22 protein-coding genes are annotated in these 24,292 nt (G+C 61.6%); 12 read left to right on the top strand and 10 right to left on the bottom strand.

The features are described from left to right. Positions 1-121: 121 nt before the first annotated feature. The 4 genes from IE091_RS04100 (at position 122) to sixA (ending at position 4,239) form a co-directional block, all read left to right on the top strand. The gene (locus IE091_RS04100) at positions 122-457 is read left to right on the top strand and encodes a YkvA family protein (RefSeq protein ID WP_016913460.1); all 336 of its coding nucleotides are present in this window, start codon (positions 122-124) and stop codon (positions 455-457) included. A 127-nt stretch (positions 458-584) separates the two neighbouring features. Further along, the gene (gene htpG / locus IE091_RS04095) at positions 585-2,489 is read left to right on the top strand and encodes a molecular chaperone HtpG (protein ID WP_144983528.1); all 1,905 of its coding nucleotides are present in this window, start codon (positions 585-587) and stop codon (positions 2,487-2,489) included. A gap of 114 nt (positions 2,490-2,603) precedes the next feature. Continuing rightward, a complete protein-coding gene (locus tag IE091_RS04090; RefSeq protein WP_422822513.1) occupies positions 2,604-3,728 on the top strand; it encodes an NAD(P)H-dependent glycerol-3-phosphate dehydrogenase in 1,125 nt (374 codons plus the stop codon). After that, the gene (gene sixA / locus IE091_RS04085) at positions 3,721-4,239 is read left to right on the top strand and encodes a phosphohistidine phosphatase SixA (protein ID WP_052196368.1); all 519 of its coding nucleotides are present in this window, start codon (positions 3,721-3,723) and stop codon (positions 4,237-4,239) included. The genes IE091_RS04090 and sixA overlap by 8 nt, the downstream gene beginning before the upstream one ends. A gap of 147 nt (positions 4,240-4,386) precedes the next feature. On the opposite strand, the gene gatB is transcribed toward sixA, so the two are convergent. The 3 genes from gatB to gatC are packed head-to-tail and all read right to left on the bottom strand — an operon-like array spanning position 4,387 to position 7,648. Further along, the gene (gene gatB, locus IE091_RS04080) at positions 4,387-5,841 is read right to left on the bottom strand and encodes an Asp-tRNA(Asn)/Glu-tRNA(Gln) amidotransferase subunit GatB (RefSeq protein ID WP_016913464.1); all 1,455 of its coding nucleotides are present in this window, start codon (positions 5,839-5,841) and stop codon (positions 4,387-4,389) included. After that, positions 5,841-7,301: an Asp-tRNA(Asn)/Glu-tRNA(Gln) amidotransferase subunit GatA gene (gene gatA, locus IE091_RS04075; RefSeq protein WP_189462884.1), complete on the bottom strand. Its 1,461-nt coding sequence runs from the start codon at positions 7,299-7,301 to the stop codon at positions 5,841-5,843. The genes gatB and gatA overlap by 1 nt, the downstream gene beginning before the upstream one ends. Positions 7,302-7,360: 59 nt before the next feature. Beyond that, the gene (gene gatC, locus IE091_RS04070; protein WP_016913466.1) at positions 7,361-7,648 is read right to left on the bottom strand and encodes an Asp-tRNA(Asn)/Glu-tRNA(Gln) amidotransferase subunit GatC; all 288 of its coding nucleotides are present in this window, start codon (positions 7,646-7,648) and stop codon (positions 7,361-7,363) included. Between the two features lie 229 nt (positions 7,649-7,877). Here gatC and IE091_RS04065 point away from each other — a divergent pair, with 229 nt between their 5' ends. From IE091_RS04065 to tldD, 7 genes are all read left to right on the top strand, one after another. Next, positions 7,878-8,915, top strand: coding sequence for a rod shape-determining protein (locus IE091_RS04065; RefSeq protein ID WP_039177500.1), 1,038 nt, complete (start codon positions 7,878-7,880; stop codon positions 8,913-8,915). Between the two features lie 23 nt (positions 8,916-8,938). Next, positions 8,939-9,871 (top strand): rod shape-determining protein MreC, encoded by a 933-nt coding sequence (gene mreC / locus IE091_RS04060; RefSeq protein ID WP_039177498.1) that lies wholly within the window; start codon positions 8,939-8,941, stop codon positions 9,869-9,871. Continuing rightward, positions 9,871-10,365, top strand: a complete 495-nt coding sequence (mreD, locus tag IE091_RS04055; protein WP_144983537.1) for a rod shape-determining protein MreD — start codon at positions 9,871-9,873, stop codon at positions 10,363-10,365. The genes mreC and mreD overlap by 1 nt, the downstream gene beginning before the upstream one ends. Then, a complete protein-coding gene (locus IE091_RS04050) occupies positions 10,362-10,976 on the top strand; it encodes a Maf family protein (RefSeq protein WP_189462883.1) in 615 nt (204 codons plus the stop codon). The genes mreD and IE091_RS04050 overlap by 4 nt, the downstream gene beginning before the upstream one ends. A gap of 75 nt (positions 10,977-11,051) precedes the next feature. After that, positions 11,052-12,515 (top strand): ribonuclease G, encoded by a 1,464-nt coding sequence (gene rng / locus IE091_RS04045; protein ID WP_039177490.1) that lies wholly within the window; start codon positions 11,052-11,054, stop codon positions 12,513-12,515. Then, positions 12,515-16,381 (top strand): YhdP family phospholipid transporter, encoded by a 3,867-nt coding sequence (locus IE091_RS04040; protein ID WP_189462882.1) that lies wholly within the window; start codon positions 12,515-12,517, stop codon positions 16,379-16,381. The genes rng and IE091_RS04040 overlap by 1 nt, the downstream gene beginning before the upstream one ends. After that, positions 16,378-17,832, top strand: coding sequence for a metalloprotease TldD (gene tldD, locus IE091_RS04035; RefSeq protein ID WP_039177484.1), 1,455 nt, complete (start codon positions 16,378-16,380; stop codon positions 17,830-17,832). The genes IE091_RS04040 and tldD overlap by 4 nt, the downstream gene beginning before the upstream one ends. Positions 17,833-17,867: 35 nt before the next feature. Here the strand turns inward: tldD and yjgA are convergent, their stop codons facing one another. Beyond that, positions 17,868-18,389 (bottom strand): ribosome biogenesis factor YjgA, encoded by a 522-nt coding sequence (gene yjgA, locus IE091_RS04030; protein ID WP_016913474.1) that lies wholly within the window; start codon positions 18,387-18,389, stop codon positions 17,868-17,870. A gap of 96 nt (positions 18,390-18,485) precedes the next feature. Between yjgA and pmbA the strand changes: the two genes are divergently transcribed. Further along, on the top strand, positions 18,486-19,826 hold the full coding sequence (pmbA, locus tag IE091_RS04025) for a metalloprotease PmbA (RefSeq protein ID WP_189462881.1): 1,341 nt from the start codon (positions 18,486-18,488) through the stop codon (positions 19,824-19,826). Between the two features lie 6 nt (positions 19,827-19,832). Here the strand turns inward: pmbA and IE091_RS04020 are convergent, their stop codons facing one another. From IE091_RS04020 to lptB, 6 genes are all read right to left on the bottom strand, one after another. Beyond that, on the bottom strand, positions 19,833-20,102 hold the full coding sequence (locus tag IE091_RS04020; RefSeq protein ID WP_039177479.1) for an HPr family phosphocarrier protein: 270 nt from the start codon (positions 20,100-20,102) through the stop codon (positions 19,833-19,835). Between the two features lie 25 nt (positions 20,103-20,127). Next, entirely contained in the window at positions 20,128-21,060 is a 933-nt protein-coding gene (gene rapZ / locus IE091_RS04015; RefSeq protein WP_039177477.1) for an RNase adapter RapZ, read from the bottom strand. Positions 21,061-21,129: 69 nt separating this feature from the next. Beyond that, complete coding sequence (gene ptsN / locus IE091_RS04010; RefSeq protein ID WP_039177474.1) at positions 21,130-21,597, bottom strand: PTS IIA-like nitrogen regulatory protein PtsN; 468 nt, start codon at positions 21,595-21,597, stop codon at positions 21,130-21,132. 4 nt (positions 21,598-21,601) lie between these two features. Beyond that, entirely contained in the window at positions 21,602-21,910 is a 309-nt protein-coding gene (gene hpf, locus IE091_RS04005; protein ID WP_027335376.1) for a ribosome hibernation-promoting factor, HPF/YfiA family, read from the bottom strand. A 97-nt stretch (positions 21,911-22,007) separates the two neighbouring features. Beyond that, entirely contained in the window at positions 22,008-23,423 is a 1,416-nt protein-coding gene (locus IE091_RS04000; protein ID WP_081137013.1) for an RNA polymerase factor sigma-54, read from the bottom strand. 105 nt (positions 23,424-23,528) lie between these two features. Beyond that, positions 23,529-24,275 (bottom strand): LPS export ABC transporter ATP-binding protein, encoded by a 747-nt coding sequence (gene lptB, locus IE091_RS03995; protein WP_039177787.1) that lies wholly within the window; start codon positions 24,273-24,275, stop codon positions 23,529-23,531. Positions 24,276-24,292 lie beyond the last annotated feature (17 nt).

Here is a 24,292-nt window from a genome sequence, read left to right as displayed (position 1 = left end):
ACTGGAACTGGCTGATATGACGGTCGAGTAGGTGATGGCCACCGTCGCGTGGTCGTCGCGATCATGAACTATTTGGCCAAATGACGTTCTGACCATTGTACCCTGAGAGGATTCCCTGACGATGGCACGATTATCTAGCTGGTGGTTGTTTCGTCGCTTGAAAGGTCGGGCCTGGGCCATCAAACGAGTAGCCCGTGCGCTCACGCTTTTCCTGCCCATGACCCGCGACGTACTGCGTGGCAGTTTCAGGCCGGTGCCTTGGGCCGCCTTCGGTACCATGGCTCTGGCACTGGCCTATCTGGTCATGCCCTTTGATCTCATCCCTGATTTCCTGGTCATCATTGGCCTGGTCGACGATGTGCTGATCGTCGGTTGGCTGTTGAACCGTGTGGATCGCCACCTGGCCGAATATCGCGCCTGGAAGGCCGAGAACGAGGCAGCGTCGACGGCTGCCTGATCGGCGCGGCTGGTTGGCTAGCGCTTGAAATCCCATCACTTATCCCCATATTGCCTTCATCCTGTTTGACGCCTCTGCCTGGCTGGCAGAGGCGACACGCCACACGAAATAGATGAGGGCTAAGCGCATGACCACGGCGAACCACGAAGAAACCCTTGGCTTTCAAACCGAAGTCAAGCAGCTTCTGAACCTGATGATCCACTCCCTGTACTCCAACCGGGAGATATTCCTGCGTGAGCTGATTTCCAACGCGGCGGATGCCTGCGACAAGCTGCGCTATGCAGCCCTGGACAACGACGCCCTGTACGAAGGTGACAGCGAGCTGCGCATCGAAATCGAGCACGACCGTGATGCCAACACCATTACCTTGCGTGACAACGGTATCGGCATGAATCGCGAAGATGTCATCGCCAACCTGGGGACCATCGCGCGTTCAGGCACCGCCGAGTTTCTCAAGCAGCTTTCCGGTGAACAGCAGAAGGATGCCAAGCTGATCGGTCAGTTCGGTGTCGGTTTCTATTCTGGCTTCATTGTGGCAGACGAAGTCGCCGTGCGCACTCGCAAGGCGGGCACCGCCGCGTCGGAAGGCGTCGAGTGGCGCTCGAGGGGCGAAGGTGAGTTCACCGTGGCCGATATCGAGCGCGAGGTGCACGGCACCGAGATCACTCTGCACCTGAAAGAAGATGCCAAGGAGTTTGCCGACGACTATCGCCTGCAAAGCCTGGTGCGCAAGTACTCCGATCACATCGAAGTGCCGGTGCGCATGCCCAAGGTCGAGACCGCCCGTGACGACGAGGGCAACGAGATCGAAGGCAGTGAAGTCACCACCTGGGAAACCGTCAACGAAGCGACGGCGCTGTGGGCACGTCCCAAGAGCGATGTGTCGGACGACGAATACAAGGCGTTCTACAAGCACGTGGCCCATGACTTCAGCGACCCGCTGACCTGGAGCCACAACAAGGTCGAGGGCAAGCTGGAGTACACCAGCCTGCTCTACGTGCCGGGCCGTGCACCGTTCGACATGTTCGACCGTGACGGTTCCCGAGGCGTCAAGCTGTACGTTCAGCGGGTATTCATCATGGATGACGCCGAACAGTTCCTGCCGCTCTACCTGCGTTTCATCAAGGGCGTGCTGGACACCCGCGATTTGTCGCTGAACGTCTCTCGTGAGCTGCTGCAGCAGGACCCCAAGGTCGACAAGATCAAGGGTGCCTTGACCAAGCGTGCCCTGGACATGCTCAAGAAGCTTTCCAAGGATAGCGAACAGTACCAGACGTTCTGGAACACCTTTGGCAGCGTGCTGAAAGAAGGGCCGGGTGAAGACTTCGCCAACCGCGAGAAAATCGCCGGTCTGCTGCGCTTTGCTTCCACGCATACCGATACGTCCGCCCAAGAGCATTCTCTGGCCGAATACGTCGAGCGCATGAAGGAAGGTCAGAAGAAGATCTACTACGTGGTGGCCGACAGCTTCAATGCCGCGAAGAACAGCCCTCACCTGGAGATCTTCCGCAAGAAAGGTATCGAGGTGCTGCTACTTTCCGATCGTATCGACGAGTGGCTGATGAGCCACCTGACCGAGTTCGATGGCAAGTCTTTCGCCGACGTGGCCAAAGGCGAGCTGGACCTGGGCGATGTCGAAGACGAAGCCGAAAAGCAGGCTCAAGAAGAGACCGCCAAGGCAAAAGAGGCGTTGGTCAAGCGCGTTCAGGAAGCGCTGGGCGAGCACGTGCAGTCGGTGAAGGTCACTCACCGCCTGACCGACTCGCCTGCCTGTGTGGTGCTGCCGGAGCATGAGATGGGCTATCAGATGCGACGCATCATGGAGGCCGCGGGGCAGAAACTGCCCGAAGTGAAGCCCATTCTCGAGCTCAACCCCGATCATGCGCTGGTGGCGAGGCTCGAAGGCAGCGAAGGCGAGCTGTTTGCCCAGCTGGCGCATATTCTGCTCGATCAGGCGATCATTGCCGAAGGTGGCCACCTGGACGACCCGGCGGCTTACGTGAAGCGGCTGAACAGCGTGCTGACCGCGTGATCCCCATCCGTTGAGGGATGCGGCCCGCCTGGCCTGCCAGGCGGGCCGTTTGTTTTTCGGCCTGTTTTGAACGGCGAAGGCGGCCGTTGGTGATAAAGTAGGTGATCACTATGAATGCTAAACGATCAGGATGTCATCATGGCGGATGAGCAACAGATTAAGGTCGCCGTGCTGGGCGGGGGGAGTTTTGGTACCGCCTTGGCCAGCATTGCGGCAGACAACGGTGCCCAGGTGCGCCAGTGGATGCGTGACGAAGCGCTGGTGGCGCAGATCAATCAGGAGCACCGTAATGGCCGCTACCTGCCCGATTATCCGATCAACCCTGCCGTCGAGGCGTCCACTGACCTGGAAGCCGTCCTGGTGGGCGCGGAGCTGGTGCTGATCGCCATTCCCTCCAAGGCGTTTCGCAGCGTGGTGCAGGCGGCCAAACCGTGGCTGACCGCCCAGCAGATTCTCGTCAGCACCACCAAGGGGATCGAGCAGGAGAGTTTTCTGCTGATGAGCCAGGTGCTGGAGCAGGAGACCGGCTTTAGCCATATTGGCGTGATTGCGGGCCCTAACCTGGCCTCCGAGATTGCCGATAAACAGCTGACCGCGACCGTGATTGCCAGCGCCGATGCCCTGACGCGTACCAGGGTGCAGCAGGTGCTGGGGTGTCGCTATTTCCGCGTTTACGCCAGTAATGACCGGCACGGCGTCGAATTGGGCGGGGCACTCAAGAATATCTATGCCATCGCCGCAGGCATGGCAGCGGCACTGGGCATGGGTGAAAACACCCGCAGCATGCTGATGACCCGTGCTCTGGCGGAGATGAGCCGGTTTGCCGTGGCCCAGGGGGCCAATCCGATGACGTTTCTGGGGTTGGCGGGAGTAGGTGACTTGATCGTGACCTGCTCCTCGAACCTGTCGCGTAACTATCGGGTGGGGTATGCGCTGGGCGAGGGGCGTGACCTGGAAGCTGCGGTAGAAGCGTTGGGGCAGGTCGCGGAAGGGGTCAATACTGTCAAGCTGGTGTGCGCCAAGGCTGAGGAGTTGGGCGTTTACATGCCGCTGGCGGAAGGGCTGAAGCGGGTGCTGTTCGATGGCGTGCCCGCCCAGGAAATGGCGCGCACGCTGATGCTGGGTGAGCAAAGCAGCGACGTCGAATTCATTCTGCCCCGTGAGGCCGTACAGCAGGCGCATCGGGAACAGACATCGCCCCCTCGAGTGGCGGTCAGCAAAGGAGATGTTCATGAGTGACCAGGGAAATCAGGCGCTGCGCCATGGTGGTGCGAGCCCACTGCTGATCATGCGGCATGGTGAAGCCGCTCCCGGCTTTCCAGACCCGGTGCGTGCGCTGACTCGCCGCGGCGAACAGGAGGCGGGCGCCATGGCGCGCTGGCTGGCCGCGCGGGTCAGTGAAGGAGAGCTTGCCACCCCCGTGCTGTATGCCAGCCCGTATGTGCGTGCGCAGCAAACCGCTGAGCATATCCGTGATGCCTTGGGCATTCCCTTGAATACCTTGCCGTTCATCACGCCAGACGATCCCGCCAGCGACGTGGCCGAGTGGCTGATGGCACAACAGCCCCAAGGTCCCATCATGCTGGTCAGCCATATGCCGCTGGTGGGCGAGTTGGCAGGGTTGTTGATCGAAGGCTCGCCGAGCCAAGGGCTGGGTTTCCCCACGGCGGCCATTGCCGAGCTGGAGGCCGACGTCTGGGCAGCAGGGTGCGCTCAGCTGCAGCGCTTCACCCAGCCCAGCCAGCTGTAGCGGCTGGTTGTAGAGGCTAGTTGTAGAAAGTAGCTGTAGAGAATAGCTGTAGAGAGTAGCTGTTGAAAATAGCTGAGCGAGTCCCCCACCACGCAAAGCGGCTGCCGAAGCAGCCGCTCATGGTGATGCACTGGCACTGGGGGCGCGTTACAGCAAAGCGTCCAGCTTGGTCTTGAGCAGGTCGTTCACCTGCTGGGGGTTGGCGGTGCCGCGAGAGGCCTTCATGACCTGGCCAACGAAGTAGCCGATCATCTTGCCGCGCTTCTCGGGCTCCGAATCGCGGTACTGAGCGACCTGGGCCGGGCTCTCGGCGATGACCTGATCGATCATGCCTTCGATGGCGCCAGTATCGGTCACCTGCTTCAGTCCTTTGGCATCGATGATGGCGTCGGCGCTCTCCCCCTGGCCATTCCACAGCGCCTGGAAGACCTGCTTGGCGGCCTTGCCGTTGATGGTGCCATCGAGCACGCGGCGTACCACTTCGCCCAGCTGCTGGGCCGAGACGGGGCTGTTCTGAATGCTCAGGTTTTCCCGGTTCAATGCACCGGACAGCTCGCCCTGAACCCAGTTGGCCGCCTGTTTGGCATCGCCGCACACCCGGTGGACTTCCTCGAAGAACTCCGCCATTTCGCGGCTGGCCGAGAGTACGCTGGCATCGTAAGCCGATAGCCCCAGCGCGTCCTGGAAACGAGCGCGCTTGTCGGCTGGCAGTTCCGGCAACTGGCTGCGCAGATGCTCCAGGTACGCTTCATCGAGGACCACGGGCAGCAGGTCGGGGCAGGGGAAGTAGCGGTAATCGTTGGCTTCTTCCTTGGTGCGCATGCTGCGGGTCTCATCGCGCTCAGGGTCGTACAGGCGGGTTTCCTGCACCACGCTGCCGCCATCTTCGATCAGCTCGATCTGACGCTCGACTTCGAAGGCGATGGCGCGCTCCACGAAGCGGAACGAGTTGACGTTCTTGATTTCCGCGCGCGTGCCGAACGCTTCCTGGCCTTTGGGGCGCACCGAGACGTTGACATCACAGCGCATCGAGCCTTCGGCCATGTTGCCGTCGGAAATGCCCAGGTAGGTCACGATGGAGTGGATGGCCTTCAGATAGGCCGCCGCTTCCTTGGCGTTGCGCATGTCCGGTTCGGAGACGATCTCCAGCAGCGGGGTGCCTGCGCGGTTCAGGTCGATGCCGGTCATGCCGTGGAAGTCTTCATGCAGCGACTTGCCTGCATCTTCTTCCAGGTGAGCATGGTGGATGCGGATGCGCTTGGTGGTGTCGTCGTCCAGGGTGATTTCCACCTCGCCAGCGCCCACGATGGGGTGATACATCTGGCTGGTCTGGTAGCCCTTGGGCAAGTCGGGGTAGAAGTAGTTCTTGCGGTCGAAGACCGATACTTCCGGGATCTCGGCATGGACGGCCAGGCCGAACTGAACGGCCATGGCGACCGCCTGTTCGTTCAAGACGGGCAGTACACCAGGTAGGCCCAGATCAACGGCGCAGGCCTGGGTGTTCGGCTCGGCGCCAAACGCCGTCGAGGCGCCGGAAAATATCTTGGAACGCGTTGCGAGCTGAACGTGGACCTCGAGCCCAATCACGGTTTCCCATTGCATCAGGCGTTCTCCTCGGCAAAGGCAGGCAGTTTGAGATGCCAGTCGGTGGCTTGCTGGAACTGGTGAGCGACGTTGAGCAGCTGCGCTTCGGCAAAGTGCGTGCCGAGAATTTGCAGGCCCACCGGGCGGCCGCCCGCAAATCCGGCCGGAACGCTGATGCCGGGAATGCCCGCCAGGTTCACGGCAATGGTGTAGATATCCTGCAGGTACATCGACACCGGGTCTTTCTTCGCGCCCAGGTCGAAAGCGGGCGTGGGCGATGCGGGGCCCATCAGTACATCGACATCTTCGAAGGCGTCGAGGAAGTCCTGACGAATCAGGCGACGCACCTTCTGGGCCTTGGTGTAATAAGCGTCGAAGAAGCCTTCCGACAGGGTGTGGGTGCCAATCAGGATACGCCGCTTGACCTCTTCACCAAACCCTTCGGCCCGCGAGCGGGTGTAAAGGTCGATCAGGTCGGCAGGCGCCTTGCAGCGGTGACCGAAGCGCACGCCGTCGAAGCGCGACAGGTTGGAGGAAGCTTCAGCGGGGGCAATCACGTAGTAGGCCGGAATGGCGTAGTGCGTGTGCGGCAGGCTGACCTCCCGCACCGTGGCACCCAGCGACTCGTAAACCTTGACGGCCTCACGCACGGCTTGCTCGACTTCCGGGTCGAGGCCGTCGCCAAAATACTCCTTGGGCAGGCCGATTTTCAGGCCTGACAGCGGCGCGTTGAGGGTTTCGGTGTAGTCAGGCACGCCACGGGCGACGCTGGTGGAGTCGCGCAGGTCGTGCCCGGCAATCACGTTGAGCAGCAGGGCACAATCTTCAGCCGTGCGTGCCATCGGGCCTGCCTGGTCGAGGCTGGAGGCGTAGGCAATCATGCCGTAACGAGAGACGCGCCCATAGGTGGGCTTCAATCCGGTGATGCCACAGAACGCGGCCGGCTGACGAATGGAGCCGCCGGTGTCGGTGCCCATGGCCGCGGGTACTAGCCCTGCCGCTACCGCCGCCGCGCTACCGCCGGAGCTGCCGCCGGGGACTGCCGTCAGGTCCCAGGGGTTCTTGACCGCGCCATAGTGGCTGTTTTCGTTGGACGAGCCCATGGCGAACTCGTCCATGTTGGTCTTGCCGAGGCTGATTGTGCCTGCGGCCGCCAGCTTTTCCACCACGGTGGCATCGTAAGGCGCGATGAAATTATCGAGCATTTTGGAGCCGCAGGTGGTCTTGACGCCCTGGGTGCAGAAAATGTCTTTCAGCGCCAAGGGGATACCAGCCAGCTTGCTCGCCTTGCCTGCCGCGCGTGCCTGGTCGGCGGCTTCGGCCTGGTTCAGCGCCTGCTCGGCGGTCACCGTGATGAAGCTGTTGAGCTTGCCATCGGCTTTTTCGATGCGCTGCAAAAAGTGGGAGGTCAGCTCTCGGCTGGAGAGTTCACCGCTATCCAGGGCGGCGGCGAGCTGCGTTACGGTTTTATCGTGCATGACCCGGAAGCTCCGTTCGGGGGCGAATGAAATAAGCAGAAACGAGCGGGGTGCGGCGGTTATTCAACCACGCGAGGCACCAGATACAGGCCGTTTTCCACTGCCGGAGCACAGCGCTGGAAAGCGTCGCGCTGATTGGTTTCGGTGACTTCGTCGGCGCGCAGGCGCTGCGTGGCATCCAGCGGGTGGGCCAGTGGCGCCACGCCTTCGGTATCCACGCTCTGGAGCTGGTCGACCATGTCCAGAATGCGGCTGAGATCGTCGACGAAGCCACTGGCTTGGTCATCGCTGACGGCGAGTCGGGCCAGATGTGCGGCCCGGCGCACATGAGATTCTTCAAGCGCCATGATCGAGGTTTCCTCGCAAACGTGATGGAACATATTCCGCTTTCAGCGGTATACATACGGTCATCTTAAATTCGTCTTGTGGAGCAGACGTGGAAAATAGCCGCAAAAGGTACCACATATTGCCCCCCTCGGGCACTATTGGGCACGACTCGTGCTTGCTGCCAAGGGGTTGCGGTGATACCGTTTGCATCCGCACAGGGTTCCCGGTCTGCACTAGGTAACAACATCCATGTTCAAACGTTTGAGGGGGCTGTTTTCCAGCGATCTGTCGATCGACTTGGGTACGGCCAACACACTGATTTATGTACGCGGTCGTGGCATCGTGCTCGATGAACCGTCCGTAGTCGCCATCCGCCAATCCGGTAGCATGCGCAGCGTGGCTTCGGTCGGCGCCGACGCGAAGCGTATGCTCGGTCGCACGCCTGGCAATATCACGGCCATTCGACCCATGAAGGACGGCGTCATTGCCGACTTTACCGTTACCGAGCAGATGCTCCAGCACTTCATTCGCAAGGTGCATCAGAGTACGTTTCTGACGCCCAGCCCGCGTGTCCTGGTCTGCGTGCCCTGCATGTCGACTCAGGTAGAGCGCCGTGCCATCCGCGAGTCCGCCGAAGGGGCGGGTGCCCGCGAAGTCTTCCTGATCGAAGAGCCCATGGCTGCGGCCATCGGTGCAGGCTTGCCGGTAGAAGAAGCGCAGGGGTCGATGGTGGTGGACATTGGTGGCGGTACCACCGAGATCGCCATCATCTCACTCAACGGGGTAGTCTATTCCGAATCGATCCGCGTAGGCGGTGACCGTTTTGACGAGGCGATCACCGCGTACGTGCGCCGCCATTACGGTAGCCTGATCGGCGAAGCCACGGCCGAGCGCATCAAGGAAGAGATCGGGTGTGCCTACCCGGGTGGCGAGCTGCGCGAGATCGACGTGCGCGGCCGTAACCTGGCAGAGGGCATCCCGCGAAGCTTCACGCTCAACTCCCACGAGATTCTCGAGGCGCTCCAGGAAACGCTGGGCTCTATCGTATCTGCCGTCAAGAGCGCGCTGGAGCAGTCGCCCCCCGAGCTTGCCTCGGACATCGCTGAACGCGGCCTGGTGCTGACCGGCGGTGGCGCGCTGCTGCGTGACCTCGACAAGCTGATCGCCGAAGAGACGGGCCTGCCGGTCATCGTGGCCGAAGATCCGCTGACCTGCGTGGCGCGTGGCGGTGGCAAGGCGCTGGAGATGATTGACCAGCATACCTTTGAGTTACTGTCGAGCGATTGATCGCAGCGGTTTGACGCGGGGGATTGCCTATTAAACCGCTGTTTTCACACGGGCCGTTACCCGGTTACCGGCTTTTCTTCTGTGTGCTGGCGGCAAGCGTGCTGATGTTTGTCGACCAGCGTTTCACGCGCATGGAAGATATTCGCGCCCAGATGACCATGGTCGTTGCCCCCATTCAGTGGGTGGTGAGCGTGCCCAGCGACGTCTTGAACTGGGGGGCGCTGGCGCTCTCTGACCAGCAAGCGCTGGTGGATGAGAATCGCCGCCTGCGAGAGCAGATCCTGACGCTGTCCCATCGTGGGCAGCGGCTTGCCAACCTGACCGCCGAAAACGCCGAGCTGCGCACGCTGCTCAAGGCGGGCGAGCGTCGTGAGATTCCCTACATCACGGCCGAATTGCTGTCGCTGGACAACGACCCCTTTACCCATCAAATGGTCGTCGACCGAGGGCATCGTAACGGCGCCTATGTCGGACAGCCAGTGATCGATGCGTCTGGGTTGGTCGGTCAGGTGACCGCTGTGTCTGCCTACTCCAGCCGCGTGCTGTTGCTGGCGGATGCAAGTCATGCCTTGCCGGTTCAGGTCAATCGAAACGGCCTGCGTTTCATTGTGCAGGGCACCGGCCGTTATGGCAGCGTCAGCGTGCTGCACGTACCGGATACTGCCGACATTCGCGAAGGAGACTTGTTGACCACCTCCGGGTTGGCGGGTCGCTTTCCTCCTGGGTATCCCGTGGCCCGTGTCACCGAGGTGTACCATGACCCCGGCCAACCGTTTGCACGTGTCATGGCCGAGCCTGCCGCCCAGCTGCAACGCTCACGGCATTTTCTGATGCTCTTTCCACCGCCCCGCGAAGAGTTCGACGCGTCTAACTGGGATGAGTCCATGGATATCTCGGCGCAGGCCGTGCATGCCGCTCAGCGTCTGGCCGAGTCTCATTCACAGGAGGCGCCTTGATGGCTAGGGCTCCCGTTGTGCCGCTGTTCGCCGTTTGGCTGAGCCTGCTGCTGGCGCTGTGCTTGCAGGTCATGCCGGTGGCGGATGGCTGGCAGGTGTTTCGCCCCGAATGGGTGGGCCTCATGCTCATCTACTGGAGCATGCGCTCACCGGACCGAGTCGGGGTCTTTCACGGCTTCGTGGTGGGCCTGCTGCTGGACCTGATCGAAGGGACCGCGCTGGGCCAACACGCGCTCATCTTGTCGCTGTTGGCGTTTCTGGCTGCTATGGTCTATCCACGTTTTCGCGCTTATTCGCTGGTGCAGCAGGCCGTGCTGGTGCTGGTGCTGCTGGGGCTGGTGCAGCTGGTCGAGCAGTGGTTGCGTACCTTGACCGGCGAGTTTTCGATCCACCTCTCCTTCCTGATTCCCTCGCTGATGAGTGCGCTGTTGTGGCCTTGGCTGGCCACCATGCTGGTGGCTCTGGAGCGGCGCATGATGAGCAGTGGAACATGAGCGAGGTGATTTCCGGCGCATCCTCCCCGCCGGTGCTCTGCCTGGCGTCTGCGTCGCCGCGTCGCAAGGCGCTGCTGGCGTCGATTGGCGTGCCTGTCAGCGTGCTGCCCAGCGATATCGATGAAACGCCGCTGGCCGATGAGTCGGCCTTGGCGTATGTGGAGCGGCTGGCCATCGCCAAGGCCAGCACGGCCATGGGCCGAACGCACTTGCCGGTGCTCGGGTCGGATACGGCAGTCGTGGTGGCGGGGGATATTCTTGGCAAGCCCCGAGACCAGCAACATGCCGCCGAGATGTTGAAACGGCTCTCGGGGGGCACGCATCAAGTACTGACCGCGGTGGCAGTGAGTGGGCCGCTGGGTATACTCTCATGTTGTGTCACGACTCATGTCACCATGCGCTCATTGAGCCGCGAGGAAATCGCCTGCTACTGGCAGACCGGTGAGCCCGTGGACAAAGCCGGTGGCTATGCCATACAAGGGCTTGCTTCGGTGTTCGTCGAAGAAATTCAGGGCAGTCACTCTGCCGTCGTGGGGCTGCCGCTATTTGAAACCACGCGCTTGCTTGTCCAGCAGGGAGTGCCCGTTTGGGCGGGCCGATATCCAACGTAGCGATTGGGCCCGCACTGGCACCTGGCGACGACCGCTGCGCTGGCAAGGAACCGGATATTCAATAAGGAATTGTGCATGAGCGGTGAAGTCCTTATCAATTTGACGCCCATGGAGACCCGCGTCGCGCTGGTGGAAAATGGCGTGTTGCAGGAGGCGCTCATCGAGCGTTCTCGTCGCCGTGGGATCGTGGGTAATATCTACAAAGGCAAAGTGGTTCGCGTACTGCCTGGCATGCAGGCTGCCTTTGTCGATATTGGCCTTGAGCGCGCCGCTTTCATTCATGCCCATGAAGTGATGCCGCCCGGCACCCCCAGCGATGAGCAGCAGACCATCGGGCAGTTGCTGCACGAAGGCCAGGCCCTGGTCGTGCAGGTCACCAAGGACCCTATCGGCACGAAAGGGGCGCGGCTGACTACCCATCTCTCGATTCCTTCGCGTTACCTGGTCTACATGCCGGACTCGCCTCACCATGGTGTTTCCCAGCGCATCGAAGACGAACGCGAGCGTGAGCGGCTGAAAGCGCTGCTGGACAAGAGCATCGCAGAACAGACCATCGACGTGACGGGTGGCTTCATCGTGCGGACGGCGGCAGAAGGCGTGGGCGATGAAGAGCTGGCCAGCGACATGTATTTTCTGCTGCGTATCTGGCGCAAGGTCAGCGAGCGCAAGATCACCGCTTCCCCGCCTAGCGTGATCTATGACGACTTGCCGCTGTTCATGCGCACTCTACGTGACGTCATGCGCGATGACATCGAAAAAGTGCGCATCGACTCCCGGGAAAACTTCGTCAAGCTGGTCGAGTTTGCCGAAGAGTTCATGCCCGACGCGGTGGACCGTATCGAGTACTACCCGGGCGAGCGACCGATTTTTGACCTCTACAGCGTCGAAGACGAGATTCAGAAAGCCTTGGGGCGCAAGGTGCAGCTCAAATCCGGTGGGTATCTGGTCATCGATCCTACCGAAGCCATGACGACCATCGACGTCAACACCGGTGGGTACGTCGGTCATCGCAATCTGGAAGAGACCATTTTCAAGACCAACCTGGAAGCCGCGACGGCCATTGCCCGTCAGTTACGGCTGCGCAACCTGGGCGGTATCATCATTATCGACTTCATCGACATGGTGGATGTCGAGCATCAGCGTCAGGTGCTTCGCGTATTGGAAAAGGCGCTGGAGCGTGACCATGCAAAAACCAAATGTACCGGGGTAACCGAGCTGGGGCTGGTGCAGCTGACCCGCAAGCGTACGCGGGAAAGTCTCGAACAAACCCTGTGCGAGGCCTGTCCCACCTGCGCCGGCCGCGGCACTTTGAAGACCCCCGAAACCATCTGCTACGAAATCTTCCGCGAAATCCTGCGTGAAGAGCGTGCCTACAGCGCAGAAACCTACATGGTGCTGGCCTCTCAGCCGGTGGTGGATCGTTTGTTGGATGAAGAGTCGGCGGCCGTGGCTGACCTGGAAACCTTCATCAACAAGACCATTCGCTTTCAGGTCGAGCAGCACTACTCCCAAGAGCAGTACGATATCGTACTCATGTGATGGCTGCGTCAAGCTCCTTACTCCGCCTCTTGCTTCGCGTCGTACTGGTGACGCTGGCAGTATTGCTGGGCCTGCTGGCGTTACTGCTGGTGACGCTGCGCGTGGCCCTCAGCCAGAGCGAGGCACTCGCGCCACGTATCGAAGCCGTGCTGGAAGCCAGAATCGGTGCGCCGGTGAGTATCGGGCAAGTATCGCTCTCGTTGGCGCGCAATGATCTGCGTTTCCTGCTCGAAGACCTGCGTATCGATACCCCTCAAGGCGACCCGCTGGCTGCCGTCGAGCGCGTGCATTTACGCCTGGATGGTTTGGCGAGCCTGCGCCATTGGGCACCCATTTTCAGTGATGCCCGCATGGCGGGCCTCGAGTTCCACCTCTATCAAACCCCTGGAACCACCTGGGGATGGCCGGCGCCCGCCAGGCTTCCCTTGGGCATGGCCCCGCAGCCGGATATCGATCTGGCGTTGATCGACGCCTGGGCTGGGTTGTTGCTCCGGCAGCGTCTGTGGGTAGACAACAGCCGCGTGCTGCTGCATGGGCGTGAGCAGACGGTGCTGTTGCATGCACCGTCGCTGGTGCTGGATGGCGATGAGCGCCGGACGCGGCTCTCTGGCGAGCTGAATGTCGTGGAAGACCCCGACCAGCAAGCCGCGGCGCTGCCTGCCATCACCATGGGCGCCGAGATGCAGCCAGGTGCGCGTGGCTTGAGTGATTTTTCGGCCGCGCTGCAGATGAATATGCAGCTGGATCATCTGGTGGTGCTGGCAGCGCTGTTTCGACCCGAGCAGATGCCGTATCTGGAGCAGGCGGGCGGTCAGGTGCAGCTATGGGGACGCTGGCGAGAAGGGCGCCTTGAGGATGCCCGACTTGCGGTCGATATGCCCGAGCTGACCCTGCGCCGAGATGTGGAGTATGCCGTGCTGCGCAACATCCAGGCCTCCGGGCAGTGGCAGCGCAACGGGGAGGGCGGTGAAGCCTGGCTGAGCGGCAACGCAGAAAGCGTCGAATGGGCACAGCCAGAGGGCATCAGTGACGGTCCTGCCCTACCTTACCACTGGTATCTGGCCCACGAGCCCGGCCGTTGGGAACTGCGCACCAGCGCCTTCGAACTGGCCTCGCTGGCCGCCTGGCGCGAGTACGCCCTGTTACCCGAGTCGCTGACTCGGGTGCTGCAAACCCTGGCCCCCAGAGGGCAGGTGCAGGGGCTGCGGCTAGGACAGCGTGAAGGGCGCTGGGGGGTCGATGCCGCGCTGACCAACGTTGCGGTCGACCCGTGGCAGCAGGCACCCGGTGGAGGCCCGCTGGATGCCTGGGTGCAGGCGCGTGACCTGCGTGGCCGGGTGACCTTCAGCAGTGCGGGCAACAGCGAACTCTACTTCCCGCAGCTCTTCGAAGCGCCCATGCAGCTGGGGCATGCCGAGGGCGTGGTGGAGTGGGTCTACGATGGCCCACGTACCATGATCAGCGGGCGTGAGCTGAAAGTCGATTGGGATGGCGCCCGCATCGAGGGTGGCTTTGGCCTGATCACGGGGCAGCAGCGTGGTCAGTTTGGTCTCGACCTCGCCTTCGAGAATGTCGATGCCGTGGAGCGCCCGTTAGGGCAATGGTTGCCGCTGGGTGTGCTGGGGCCGGAGTTGCGTGAATGGTTGCAAAAAGACATCGGTGGCCGAGTGCCGCAGGGGGCGCTCAGGATGAGTCTGCCGTTTGGAGAGCGCGGTAGCGCACCGCCATTTTCCGCCACGCTGGCGCTGCTGGTGCGAGAGGGGTACTTGCCGATTGCCGATGGTTGGCCGCTGCTGGAAGACGTCGATGGTCGCCTGATATGGCAAGGTGGAGAGCTGAAGGCACAAGTGGCGAGTGCACAGAGCCAGGGTGTCCAGCTATCCGGAGGGGCCGTCCGGATGGATGAAGACAACGTGCTGCGTCTGTCGGGACACTTGCACAGTGATGGCGCCTCGCTGCTGCGCTTTCTCAAGGCCACACCAGAGGCGGGCGGGTTACCGCTCGACGAGCTCAGTGCCGAAGGCGTGGTAGAAGGCTCCTTGGCGGCGGTCGTGCCTTTGGAGCATCCAGAAGGACTGTCGCTGGATATCAACGTGGTGCCTTCTCTGGAGGTCGTGCGCTACCAACCGCTACCCTTGTCACTGCGTCAGGTCGAAGGCGAGGTGAACTGGCAGCAGTCGGGCGAGCAGCGTGCGCTGCTGGGTAACCTGCAGGGGCGTTGGCAAGGTGGGGGAATCCGGGCCGACTTTGATGAAGATCAGCAGCGGGTGCAGCTCAGCGGCGATGTGGACAGCGCAGCGCTCTGGGCATTGGCAGGCATGCCGGACACGGCGCGTGAAGTACTGCGTGGGCGAACGACCTGGGAAGGCGTGGTGGATTGGGGGGACAGCCCCACCTTGACCCTGCAAAGCCAGCTGGTCGGGCTGACTAGCCAGTTGCCCGAGCCGTTCGACAAACGTGCCGAGCAGCCTTGGCCGTTGCGGGTGCGTGCCGACGTTTCCAGGTCCAGAGGAGAAGTGCGGATTGCCGATCTGCTGGCCATGCGTCTGGCGCTCAGAGAGCCAGAGGGGTTGGCGGGAGCGGTCGCGCTGGGTAGCGTGGCACCCCTGGTAGACTGGCCCCAGCAGTCTGGCTGGAAAATAGATGCATCGCTGGAGCATATCGACCCTCTGGCTTGGCAGCAGGCCGTGTCGCCGCTTTTCGACAGTGGTGCGGATGGGCTGACGACGCCAGGGGAGTTGCCGACCCTCGAAGCCGTGCTGAGGACGTCCTGTTTACGTTATCGAGACGAGTGCCTGGGCGCCATGACGGCGTCCGGCAGTGCCGAGGCGGACCGAGCGCAGCTGCAAATCAATGGTGAGTTGCTGTCGGGGCGAGTGAGCTATCAGCCTCGCGAGGCTCGTCCGCTGGATGTGGTGGTGAGCTATCTAGCCGCTGACCGTCTGCTTGACTTGCCCGGTGAGGAGCAGGCCAACGCCGTCTCTGCACCAGACTCCTGGCTGGATGAGATCACCACCGAATACGCGGCTCCAGCCCCTATCCCCGAATGGCTGGCCTCCGTGCCCGATGGGCGACTGCGACTTGCCGAACTGAGTGTTGGCAATGGCTTTTACGGTCCTCTGACGGCGTATTGGCAAACGAACGATCAGCGTCTCTCGATTGCGCCGGTGGGGCTGACGTTGGGGCAGCTCTCGGCGCGTGGCGAGCTGCACTGGGAAGGTAATCCGGTGACCAGCCGCACGCGCGCTGACCTGACGATCCAGGGGGGAGATCTGGGCACTGCCCTGGAGCGTCTGGGGCAGCCCGTTGCCATGCGCAGCCGCACCACCAACGTGGCCGCCGAGCTTGCCTGGGCGGGGGCACCCTGGCAGTTTGCGCTGGCCCGCGCAGGTGGGGAGCTGAGCACGGATATTCGTGACGGGCGCTTCGTGATGCTCGACTCGGCACCTGCTCGGCTGGTGGGGCTGCTCAACTTCGATAACATTCTGCGCAGACTGCGCTTTGATTTTTCGGATGTGACCGGGCAGGGGACGGCGTTCGATCGGGTGCATGGCACGGCAGATGTGGCCCAAGGGCAGCTGTTGCTGCGTGGCCCCCTACAAATTGATGCCCCCGCCACGACCTTTACGCTGACAGGAAATGTTAATCTCTTGCAGCGCGAACTCGATCAGCGTCTTGGCGTCACACTGCCAGTGAGCCAAAGTCTGCCTATCGCTGCAATCGCGGTGGGTGCTCCCATCGTCGGTGGGGCGCTCTTTATTGCCGACCGGCTCTTTGGTGACGCACTGGCCCAGGCCACCACCATTCATTATCGCGTGCGAGGTCCCTGGACCTCGCCGCAGGTTACTTTAGAAGGCCCTCAATGACCGCACACACAAGCGATATAGAGTCTGCAATTTCCATTTTGCTAACGCCGGGTGGTCTCGATCTGGAAGCCCTGGATACGGGCCTTGGCTACGCCATGGGGGCAGGCATCGATTATGCTGACCTTTACTTTCAGCGCACCTGGCAGGAGGGGTGGGTGCTGGAAGACGGAGAGGTCAAGGAAGCGAGTTACAACATCGATGGCGGGGTCGGTGTGCGGGCGCTGGCCGGCGAAAAAACCGGCTTTGCCTACTCCAACCAGATTACTGCCGATGCTCTGATGGATACCGGACGCACCGCGTCGGGCATCGTGCGCAGTGGCAAGCAGTTGCCTGGCCAGCGTGTCGTGCCGGTAAGCGCAGCGGCGCGCTATGCAGGTATCGACCCGCTGGCAGGGCTGAGTGCCGAGGAGAAGGTGGCCATGCTGAAGCAGGCCGACCGCGTCGCGCGCGCTGCCGACCCCAGTATCAGCCAGGTCAGTGCCTCGCTGTCCGGCACCTACGAAGTCGTGCTGGTACGCGCTAGCGACGGTACCCTGGCGGCGGACGTGCGACCGCTGGTACGTTTCAATGTCAGCGTGATCGCGGCCAAGAATGGCCGTCGGGAGCGGGGTAGCGCCGGTGGCGGTGGGCGCTACTCCATGGCTCGCCTGCGCGATGAGGGGGTGGCCGAGCGCTATGCCCAGGAGGCCGTGCGTCAGGCGCTGGTCAACCTGGAAGCGGTGGATGCACCCGCTGGACAGATGCCCGTGGTGCTTGGCGCTGGATGGCCCGGCATCCTCTTGCACGAGGCGGTCGGGCACGGCCTGGAGGGTGACTTCAATCGCAAGGGCAGCTCGGCTTTCGCCGGGCGAATGGGCCAGCGCGTGGCGGCCAAGGGCGTCACCGTGGTAGACGATGCCACGGTCATGGATAGCCGCGGGGCGCTCAGCGTCGATGACGAGGGCACGCCGGGCCAGTACACCCCTCTGATCGAGGATGGCATTCTCACCGGCTACATGCAGGACAAGCTGAACGCGCGATTGATGAACATGGCGCCAACCGGGAACGCGCGGCGTGAGTCCTTTGCCCACTTGCCGATGCCACGTATGACCAACACGGTGATGCTGGCCGGGCAAGATGCGCCGGAAGACATCATCAAGAGCGTCAAGCGCGGCCTTTACGCGGTCAGCTTCGGTGGCGGGCAGGTAGATATCACGTCGGGCAAGTTCGTGTTTTCAGCCAGCGAAGCCTACCTGATCGAAGATGGCCGCATCACCTCGCCAGTCAAGGGCGCCACGCTGATCGGCAATGGCCCTGAGGCGATGGGACGAGTGTCCATGATTGGCCATGACCTGGCCATGGATACCGGGATTGGTGTATGCGGCAAGGAGGGCCAGGGCGTGCCGGTAGGCGTTGGGCAGCCCACCCTCAAGCTGGACGAGCTGACCGTCGGTGGCACGCAATCCGGCTAGTCAGACAGCGCAGCTCGTCATCGTTGGTGTGGGGGTCAGAGCGCCAGCGTATCGCGCAAGTGCTTGAACAGCTTGCGCGCGCTGGTCGGCGGTTTACCTTGCTCACGCTCCTTGCGGGCGTTACGCACCAGCTGACGCAGGGTCTGGCGGTCGGCATCGGGGTAGTCGGCAAGGAACAGGTCGACGGCGTCGTCACCCTCGTCGACCAGCCGATCACGCCATTTTTCCAGTCGATGAAAGGCATGGTCGCGCTGCTCTTTCTCTTGCTCGATGGCATCGAATACCCCCTGGATGGCGGCTAGATCCTCCTTGCGGATCAACTTGCCCACGTACTGCATGTGGCGGCGGCGGCCTTCATGGGAGCGGATGCGCGAGGTTTCCTCGATGGCCCGCAACATATCGTCAGACAGCGGAAAGCGGGCTCGTTCGGCGGGTTTCATGGCAATCAAGGTTTCGCCAAGCGCCTGAAGAGCATGCATTTCACGCTTGAGCTGGGATTTACTGGGACGCTCTTCCTGCTCGTCAATATCGAGGGGCTCGGGGCGTTGCTTAGGCATACAGACACTCACTGATTTGGATTCGTCGGCAGCATTATATCAGGCTGCGACCATAACATTGATTCGCCAATGCAATTGAGGCGAAAAGGAGACCACATGGCACAGGCATTTGATGCAGCAGCGCAACAGGCGCTACTGGCGCAGCGGGCGGAAGAAGCCCTTGGCCTGGCGAAAACGCTGGGCGCCGATGCCGCTGAAGTAGGCGCCAGTGTCGACCAGGGGGTGGGCGTCAGCGTACGGCTCGGCGAGGTCGAGACCGTCGAGCTTTCCCGTGACCAGGGAATCGCCATTACGGTCTACGTTGGCCAGCGCAAGGGGAGCGCCTCCTCCACGGATGCCAGCAGCGCCTCGCTGCGCGCCACGGTGGAAAAGGCCCTGGCAATTGCGCGCTATACCGGCGAAGACCCTGCTGCCGGGTTGGCAGACGCTGCGCTGATGGCGACCCGGCTGCCGGATCTCAAGGTGCACCACCCGTGGGCGCTCTCGACCGAGCAGGCCATCGAGCTGGCGCTGCGCTGTGAACAGGCGGGGCGCAGCGTGTACGGTATTCACCAGTCCGAAGGTGCCTCGTTGTCCAGTGGCGAGGGCGTGCGGGTCTACGCCAATAGCCATGGCTTTCTAGGTACCCAAAAGGGCAGCAGCCATTCGCTGTCCTGCATGCTGATCGCCCAGGATGACAAGGGTATGCAGCGCGACTATGACTACACGTCGGCACGCAATCCCGTACAGCTGCGTGACCCGGAGGACGTCGGGCGCGAAGCGGCCGCACGCACCCTGCGGCGGCTGGGTGCGCGCAAGCCGCCCACCGGTACGTTTCCCGTGCTGTTCGACCCAACCCTGGCCGCAGGCCTGGTAGGCCACCTGATGGGCGCCTTGGCGGGCGGGGCGTTATATCGTGAAGCATCGTTCTTGTGTGATCGTCTGGGCAGCCCGCTTTTCCCGGAGTGGATGGGGCTGGAGGAGCGCCCCATGGAAGTCGGCGCCACGGCCAGCTCGCCCTTCGACGCCGAGGGTGTGCAGACCCGAGATAACCGTTTCATCGAGCAGGGCAGGATCGCCAGCTACATGCTGTCTGCCTACAGCGCGCGTCGCCTGGGTATGCAGTCGACGGGGAACGCTGGCGGAGCACGTAACCTGCGTCTGTTGGCCCCGCTGGCACCGCGTCACGAGCTGTTGCAGCAGATGGGGCGGGGTATTTGGGTCACCGAGCTGATGGGGCAGGGGGTCAATGCTGTGACGGGTGACTACTCTCGCGGTGCGGCCGGTTTCTGGGTGGAGAATGGCGAGGTACAGTACCCCATCGAAGAGTTCACCATTGCCAGCAATCTCAACACCATGTTCGCTGGCCTGATGGGGATTGGCGACGATACCGATACGCGTGGCAGCATTCATACCGGCAGCTGGCTGGTGGACGCCATGACGGTGGCGGGCAGCTGACGAGGGTTACTGATCCTCGTCGAAGCGGGCGTCGAACAGGGCCTGGATGGCATCGAGGGCCTGGTCGGCGTCTTCACCTTCTGCGGTAATGGTGAGTGACGTACCGCAGGGGGCCGCCAGCATCAGCAGCGACATGATGTTGGCCGCATCGGCCTTTTGCTGCTGTTTGTACACGTGAATGCGGGCTGAAAACTGCTGGCCGCACTTGACCAGTTTGGTGGCGGCGCGGGCATGAAGGCCGCGTTGGTTGGTCAGCGTTAAGGTTCTTTCAGGCACTCTGGTTCCTTTTTGCCGAGTGATATCAGGGCGACGTCGTGTCGCTGGGAGGGGTGGAAGAAGCGGCATCGACGGTAGCGGGTAATTCGCTCAGCGTGTACTGCAAGCCCAATTCCCGGTGTCTGAGCTGAATAGCGCCAGTGCGCTTGACCAGCGATTGCGCCAGTTGCTCGACCATGTAGACAGAGCGATGCTGTCCGCCGGTACAGCCAATGGCCACGGTCATATAGCTGCGTTGACTGCTTTGGTAAGCAGGTAGCCATTTCTCCAGCCAGGCATGAATATCGTCACGCATGTCATCGACGATGGGGTAGCCGCTCAAGAAGGCCTTGATGTTGGCGTCGCGTCCGGTGAACTGCCGCAAGCTGGGGTCCCAATAGGGGTTGGGCAGGCAGCGCACGTCGAACACGATATCGGCATCCATGGGTACGCCCCGTTTGTAGCCGAAAGATTCGAACGTCAGGGTCAACTGGTCACGCCGCTGATGAGCAACCTGATCGGTGATGCGGCGGCGTAGGTCGTGTACCGAAAGACGCGACGTGTCGATCAGCAGGTCAGCCAGGTCCCGAATCTCGAGCAGGGTTTCTTCTTCCTTGTTGATGGCCTCTTCCAGGGTCATGTCGCTATCGCGCGTCAGCGGGTGGCGCCGACGGGTGGCCGAGTAGCGCTCCAGCAGAATGCGAGCGTCCGTGGTCAGGTAGATGACCTGAAAACGGATCTGACGCTGGCGTAGTTCTTCCAGCAGAGCGGGCAACTGTTCCAGTGCAGTAGGCAAGTTGCGCGCATCGATGCTGACGGCCAAATGAGTACGTCCCCCCTGTTGACGCAGTTCATCGACCAGCGAGCCCAGCAGCATGGCAGGCAGGTTGTCGATGGCGTAATAGCCAAGATCTTCCAGCGCCTGTAGGGCGATGGACTTACCGGACCCTGAACGGCCGCTAATGATCACCAGCTGCATAGCGCATCTCTCTTGGCTTGAGAAGGAATAGGGGGTTATCGACGGCGTTGCTGCCCGGCAAAGGCTGCGCTAGGCAGCCTGCTCGCGAATCTTGTCGGTCAACAGCGTCAGCAGTTCACGCTGGCTGCTGACATTGCGCAATTGCTGGCGTGTGGCTGCGTCGTTCATGATCGTGGCGACCTGACCCAATAGCGCCAAATGCGTATCATCGGCTTCTTCGGGTACCAGCAGCACGAACACCAGATCGACGGGGTCACCATCGATGGCATCGAAGTCGACGGGTTCGGCCAGCTTGAGAAACCCGGCAATGGGCGTGCTGCAGTGAGGACTGCGTGCGTGGGGAATGGCCACGCCATTGCCGATGCCGGTACTGCCCAGCCGTTCACGGCCAATCAATCGACTGAAGACTTCCTGGCTATCCAGGCTGGGCGTGTTTTGAGCGATAAAGGTGCTGAAAAACTCCAGCACCCTTTTTTTGCTGCCCCCGGGCACGTCGTACAGCACGCGCTCCGGGGGGAGAATGGTTTCCAACGTCATCGGGTTAACGCACGCCAGCGCCTTGGGCGCGGGCTTGTGCTTTTTCCTTGTGTTTTACGAGCTGACGGTCGATTTTGTCCGCCAGGGCGTCAATGGCTGCGTACATGTCGTTGTCCAGCGCTTCGGCATGAAGGTCGGCTCCTGCTGCGTGCAGGGTGCAGGCGGCTTGCTGGCGCTCCTTTTCAACAGATAAGGTGACCTGGACGGTCGTGATGTTGTCGTAGTGACGTTCAACGCGTTCCAGCTTTTCGTTTACGTAGTCACGCAAGGCGTCAGTCAGTTCAACGTGATGACCAGTGATGTTTACTTGCATTGACGTGCTCCTTATCCATCGGACTGTACTTCGATTGTAACCCTTTTTGGGCCATTGCAAAGCCCTCGTCGAGAGTTTGTTGGGCGAGAGCGTTTAACTAGCGTAAACGACGGCGCTCACTCGACGAAGGTATACCCATCGACTCACGGTACTTGGCCACGGTGCGGCGGGCCACGGTAATGCCGCCCGCTTCCAGCAGGGTGACCAGACGGCTGTCGGAGAGTGGCTTGCCCGGAGGCTCGTCCTGAATCAGTTTCTTGATGCGTGCTCGAATGGCCGTGCTGGAATGGCTGTCGCCACCTTCCTGGCCGCTGACTTGGCTGGAGAAGAAGTACTTGAGCTCGAACACCCCGCGCGGGGTATGAATGTATTTCTGGGTAGTGACCCGCGAGATGGTCGATTCATGCATCTCCACCGCTTCGGCGATATCGGCCAGAATCAGCGGTTTCATGGCTTCTTCGCCATGCTCCAGAAAGCCGATCTGCCGAGCAATGATCTCGCGCCCCACGCGCAGCAGGGTGTCGTTGCGGCTCGAAAGGCTTTTGATCAGCCAGCGAGCCTCCTGGAGATGCTCTTTCAGAAACTGGTTGTCCTGGCTCTTGTCGGCGCGTTTGATCAGGCTGGCGTAGTCGGGCTGAATACGCAGTCGAGGCAGCGCTTCCGGATTGAGTTCCAGGTGCCAGCCCTCGTGATCGTGGCGTACCACCAGATCTGGCGTGACATAGCTGTCGTCGGTGATGCCGTAGGCGCTTCCAGGCCTGGGGTCAAGGCTGCGAATTAAACGGATGACATCGTCCAACTGCTCGTCGTCGAGGCTCAGGCGTCGCTTCAGCAAGCGCATGTCGTCCTTGCCGAGAGCTTCGAGAAACTGGCGTACCAGGCGTTTGGCAGGCATCAGCAGCGGGGTGTCTTCGGGCAGCGAGGCCAGCTGCAGCATCAGGCACTCCCGCAGGTCACGGGCAAATACTCCGGTGGGTTCGAACTGCTGAAGGCGCAGCAGGGTGTTTTCGACCTCGCGCTGGCTCAGGCCGTCGTGGCCTTGTGCCTTGAGCCCCTCGCGAATGTCGTTGAGAGGCTGGGTCAGGTAGCCGTTGGCATCCAGCGCATCGATGAGGCTTTCGGCGATGGCATGTTCACGGGAGGAGAAGTCGGTCATGGCCAATTGCCAAAGCAGGTGACCGTGCAGGCTCTGCCCCGCCGCCTGACGCTCGAAGTCCGGGCCTTCGCTGCTGCCGCCCATGCTCCCCATGTCCTGGTACGTGTCGGACCAGTCGCTGTCTACGGAAAGCTCGCTGGGGATGCTGTCTGCCCACTCGGCTTCCTGAGGCTCGCTGACGGCCTGTTCGCCAAACTCATCTTCCTGCTCGAGCATGGGGTTGGCATCCAGCGCCTGCTGAATTTCTTGACGAAGGTCCAGCGTCGATAGCTGAAGCAGCGCAATGGCCTGCTGCAGCTGAGGTGTCATGGTCAGCTGTGTGCCGATGCGCAGTTGAAGAGAAGCTTTCATGACCATCTGAGAACCACTCGTTAATCAGAAAGCTCCACCCTAGAGCGACTCTCCGTTTGGTGCAAGTGCAATAAGCATGCCACTAAATAAAATGTCTTCGTGGGCCATTGTTTAAAGTCGGAAGTCGGCGCCCAGATAGACGTCGCGTACCTTCTGGTTATTGAGGATTTCCTGGGGGTTTCCACTGGCGATGATGTGTCCGTCGCCAACAATGTAGGCAATATCGCAGATATCCAGAGTTTCACGCACGTTGTGGTCGGTGATGAGGACGCCAATATGACGCTTCTTGAGGGCACGTATGATCGATTTGATATCGCCCACGGAAATGGGGTCGACGCCGGCAAATGGTTCATCCAGCAGAATGAAGGCAGGTTCGGTGGCCAGCGAGCGAGCGATCTCCACCCGCCGCCGCTCGCCGCCCGAGAGGCTCATGCCCAGGTTGTCGCGAATATGGGTGATGTGAAAATCTTCCAGCAGAGATTCGAGCTTGGCTTCTCGGCTGCTGCGGTCGAGCTCACGACGCGTTTCCAGAATGGCCATGATATTGTCGGCCACCGACAGTTTGCGAAAGATCGATGCTTCCTGAGGCAGGTAGCCGATGCCTGCCAGGGCACGCTCGTGCATCGGCGCCCGGGTCAGGTCGAGATCGTCGATGCCCACTTTGCCAGCATCGGCCTTCACCAGGCCGACGATCATGTAGAACGAGGTGGTCTTGCCTGCGCCGTTGGGGCCTAGCAGGCCAACGACACTGCCTTGGGCAATTTCCAGGTTGATATCCTTGACCACGCGGCGGCGCTTGTAACTCTTGGCCAGATGCTGTGCATGGAGCGTCTTGACCGCTGCAGTGTCGGGGCTGATGGCTGTCACGAGGGGCT

Source organism: Vreelandella hamiltonii, assembly GCF_014651775.1.
Taxonomy (GTDB): domain Bacteria; phylum Pseudomonadota; class Gammaproteobacteria; order Pseudomonadales; family Halomonadaceae; genus Vreelandella; species Vreelandella hamiltonii.
Note: the sequence above shows the minus strand (reverse complement) of the source record. Positions and strands in the feature narration are given on the sequence as shown.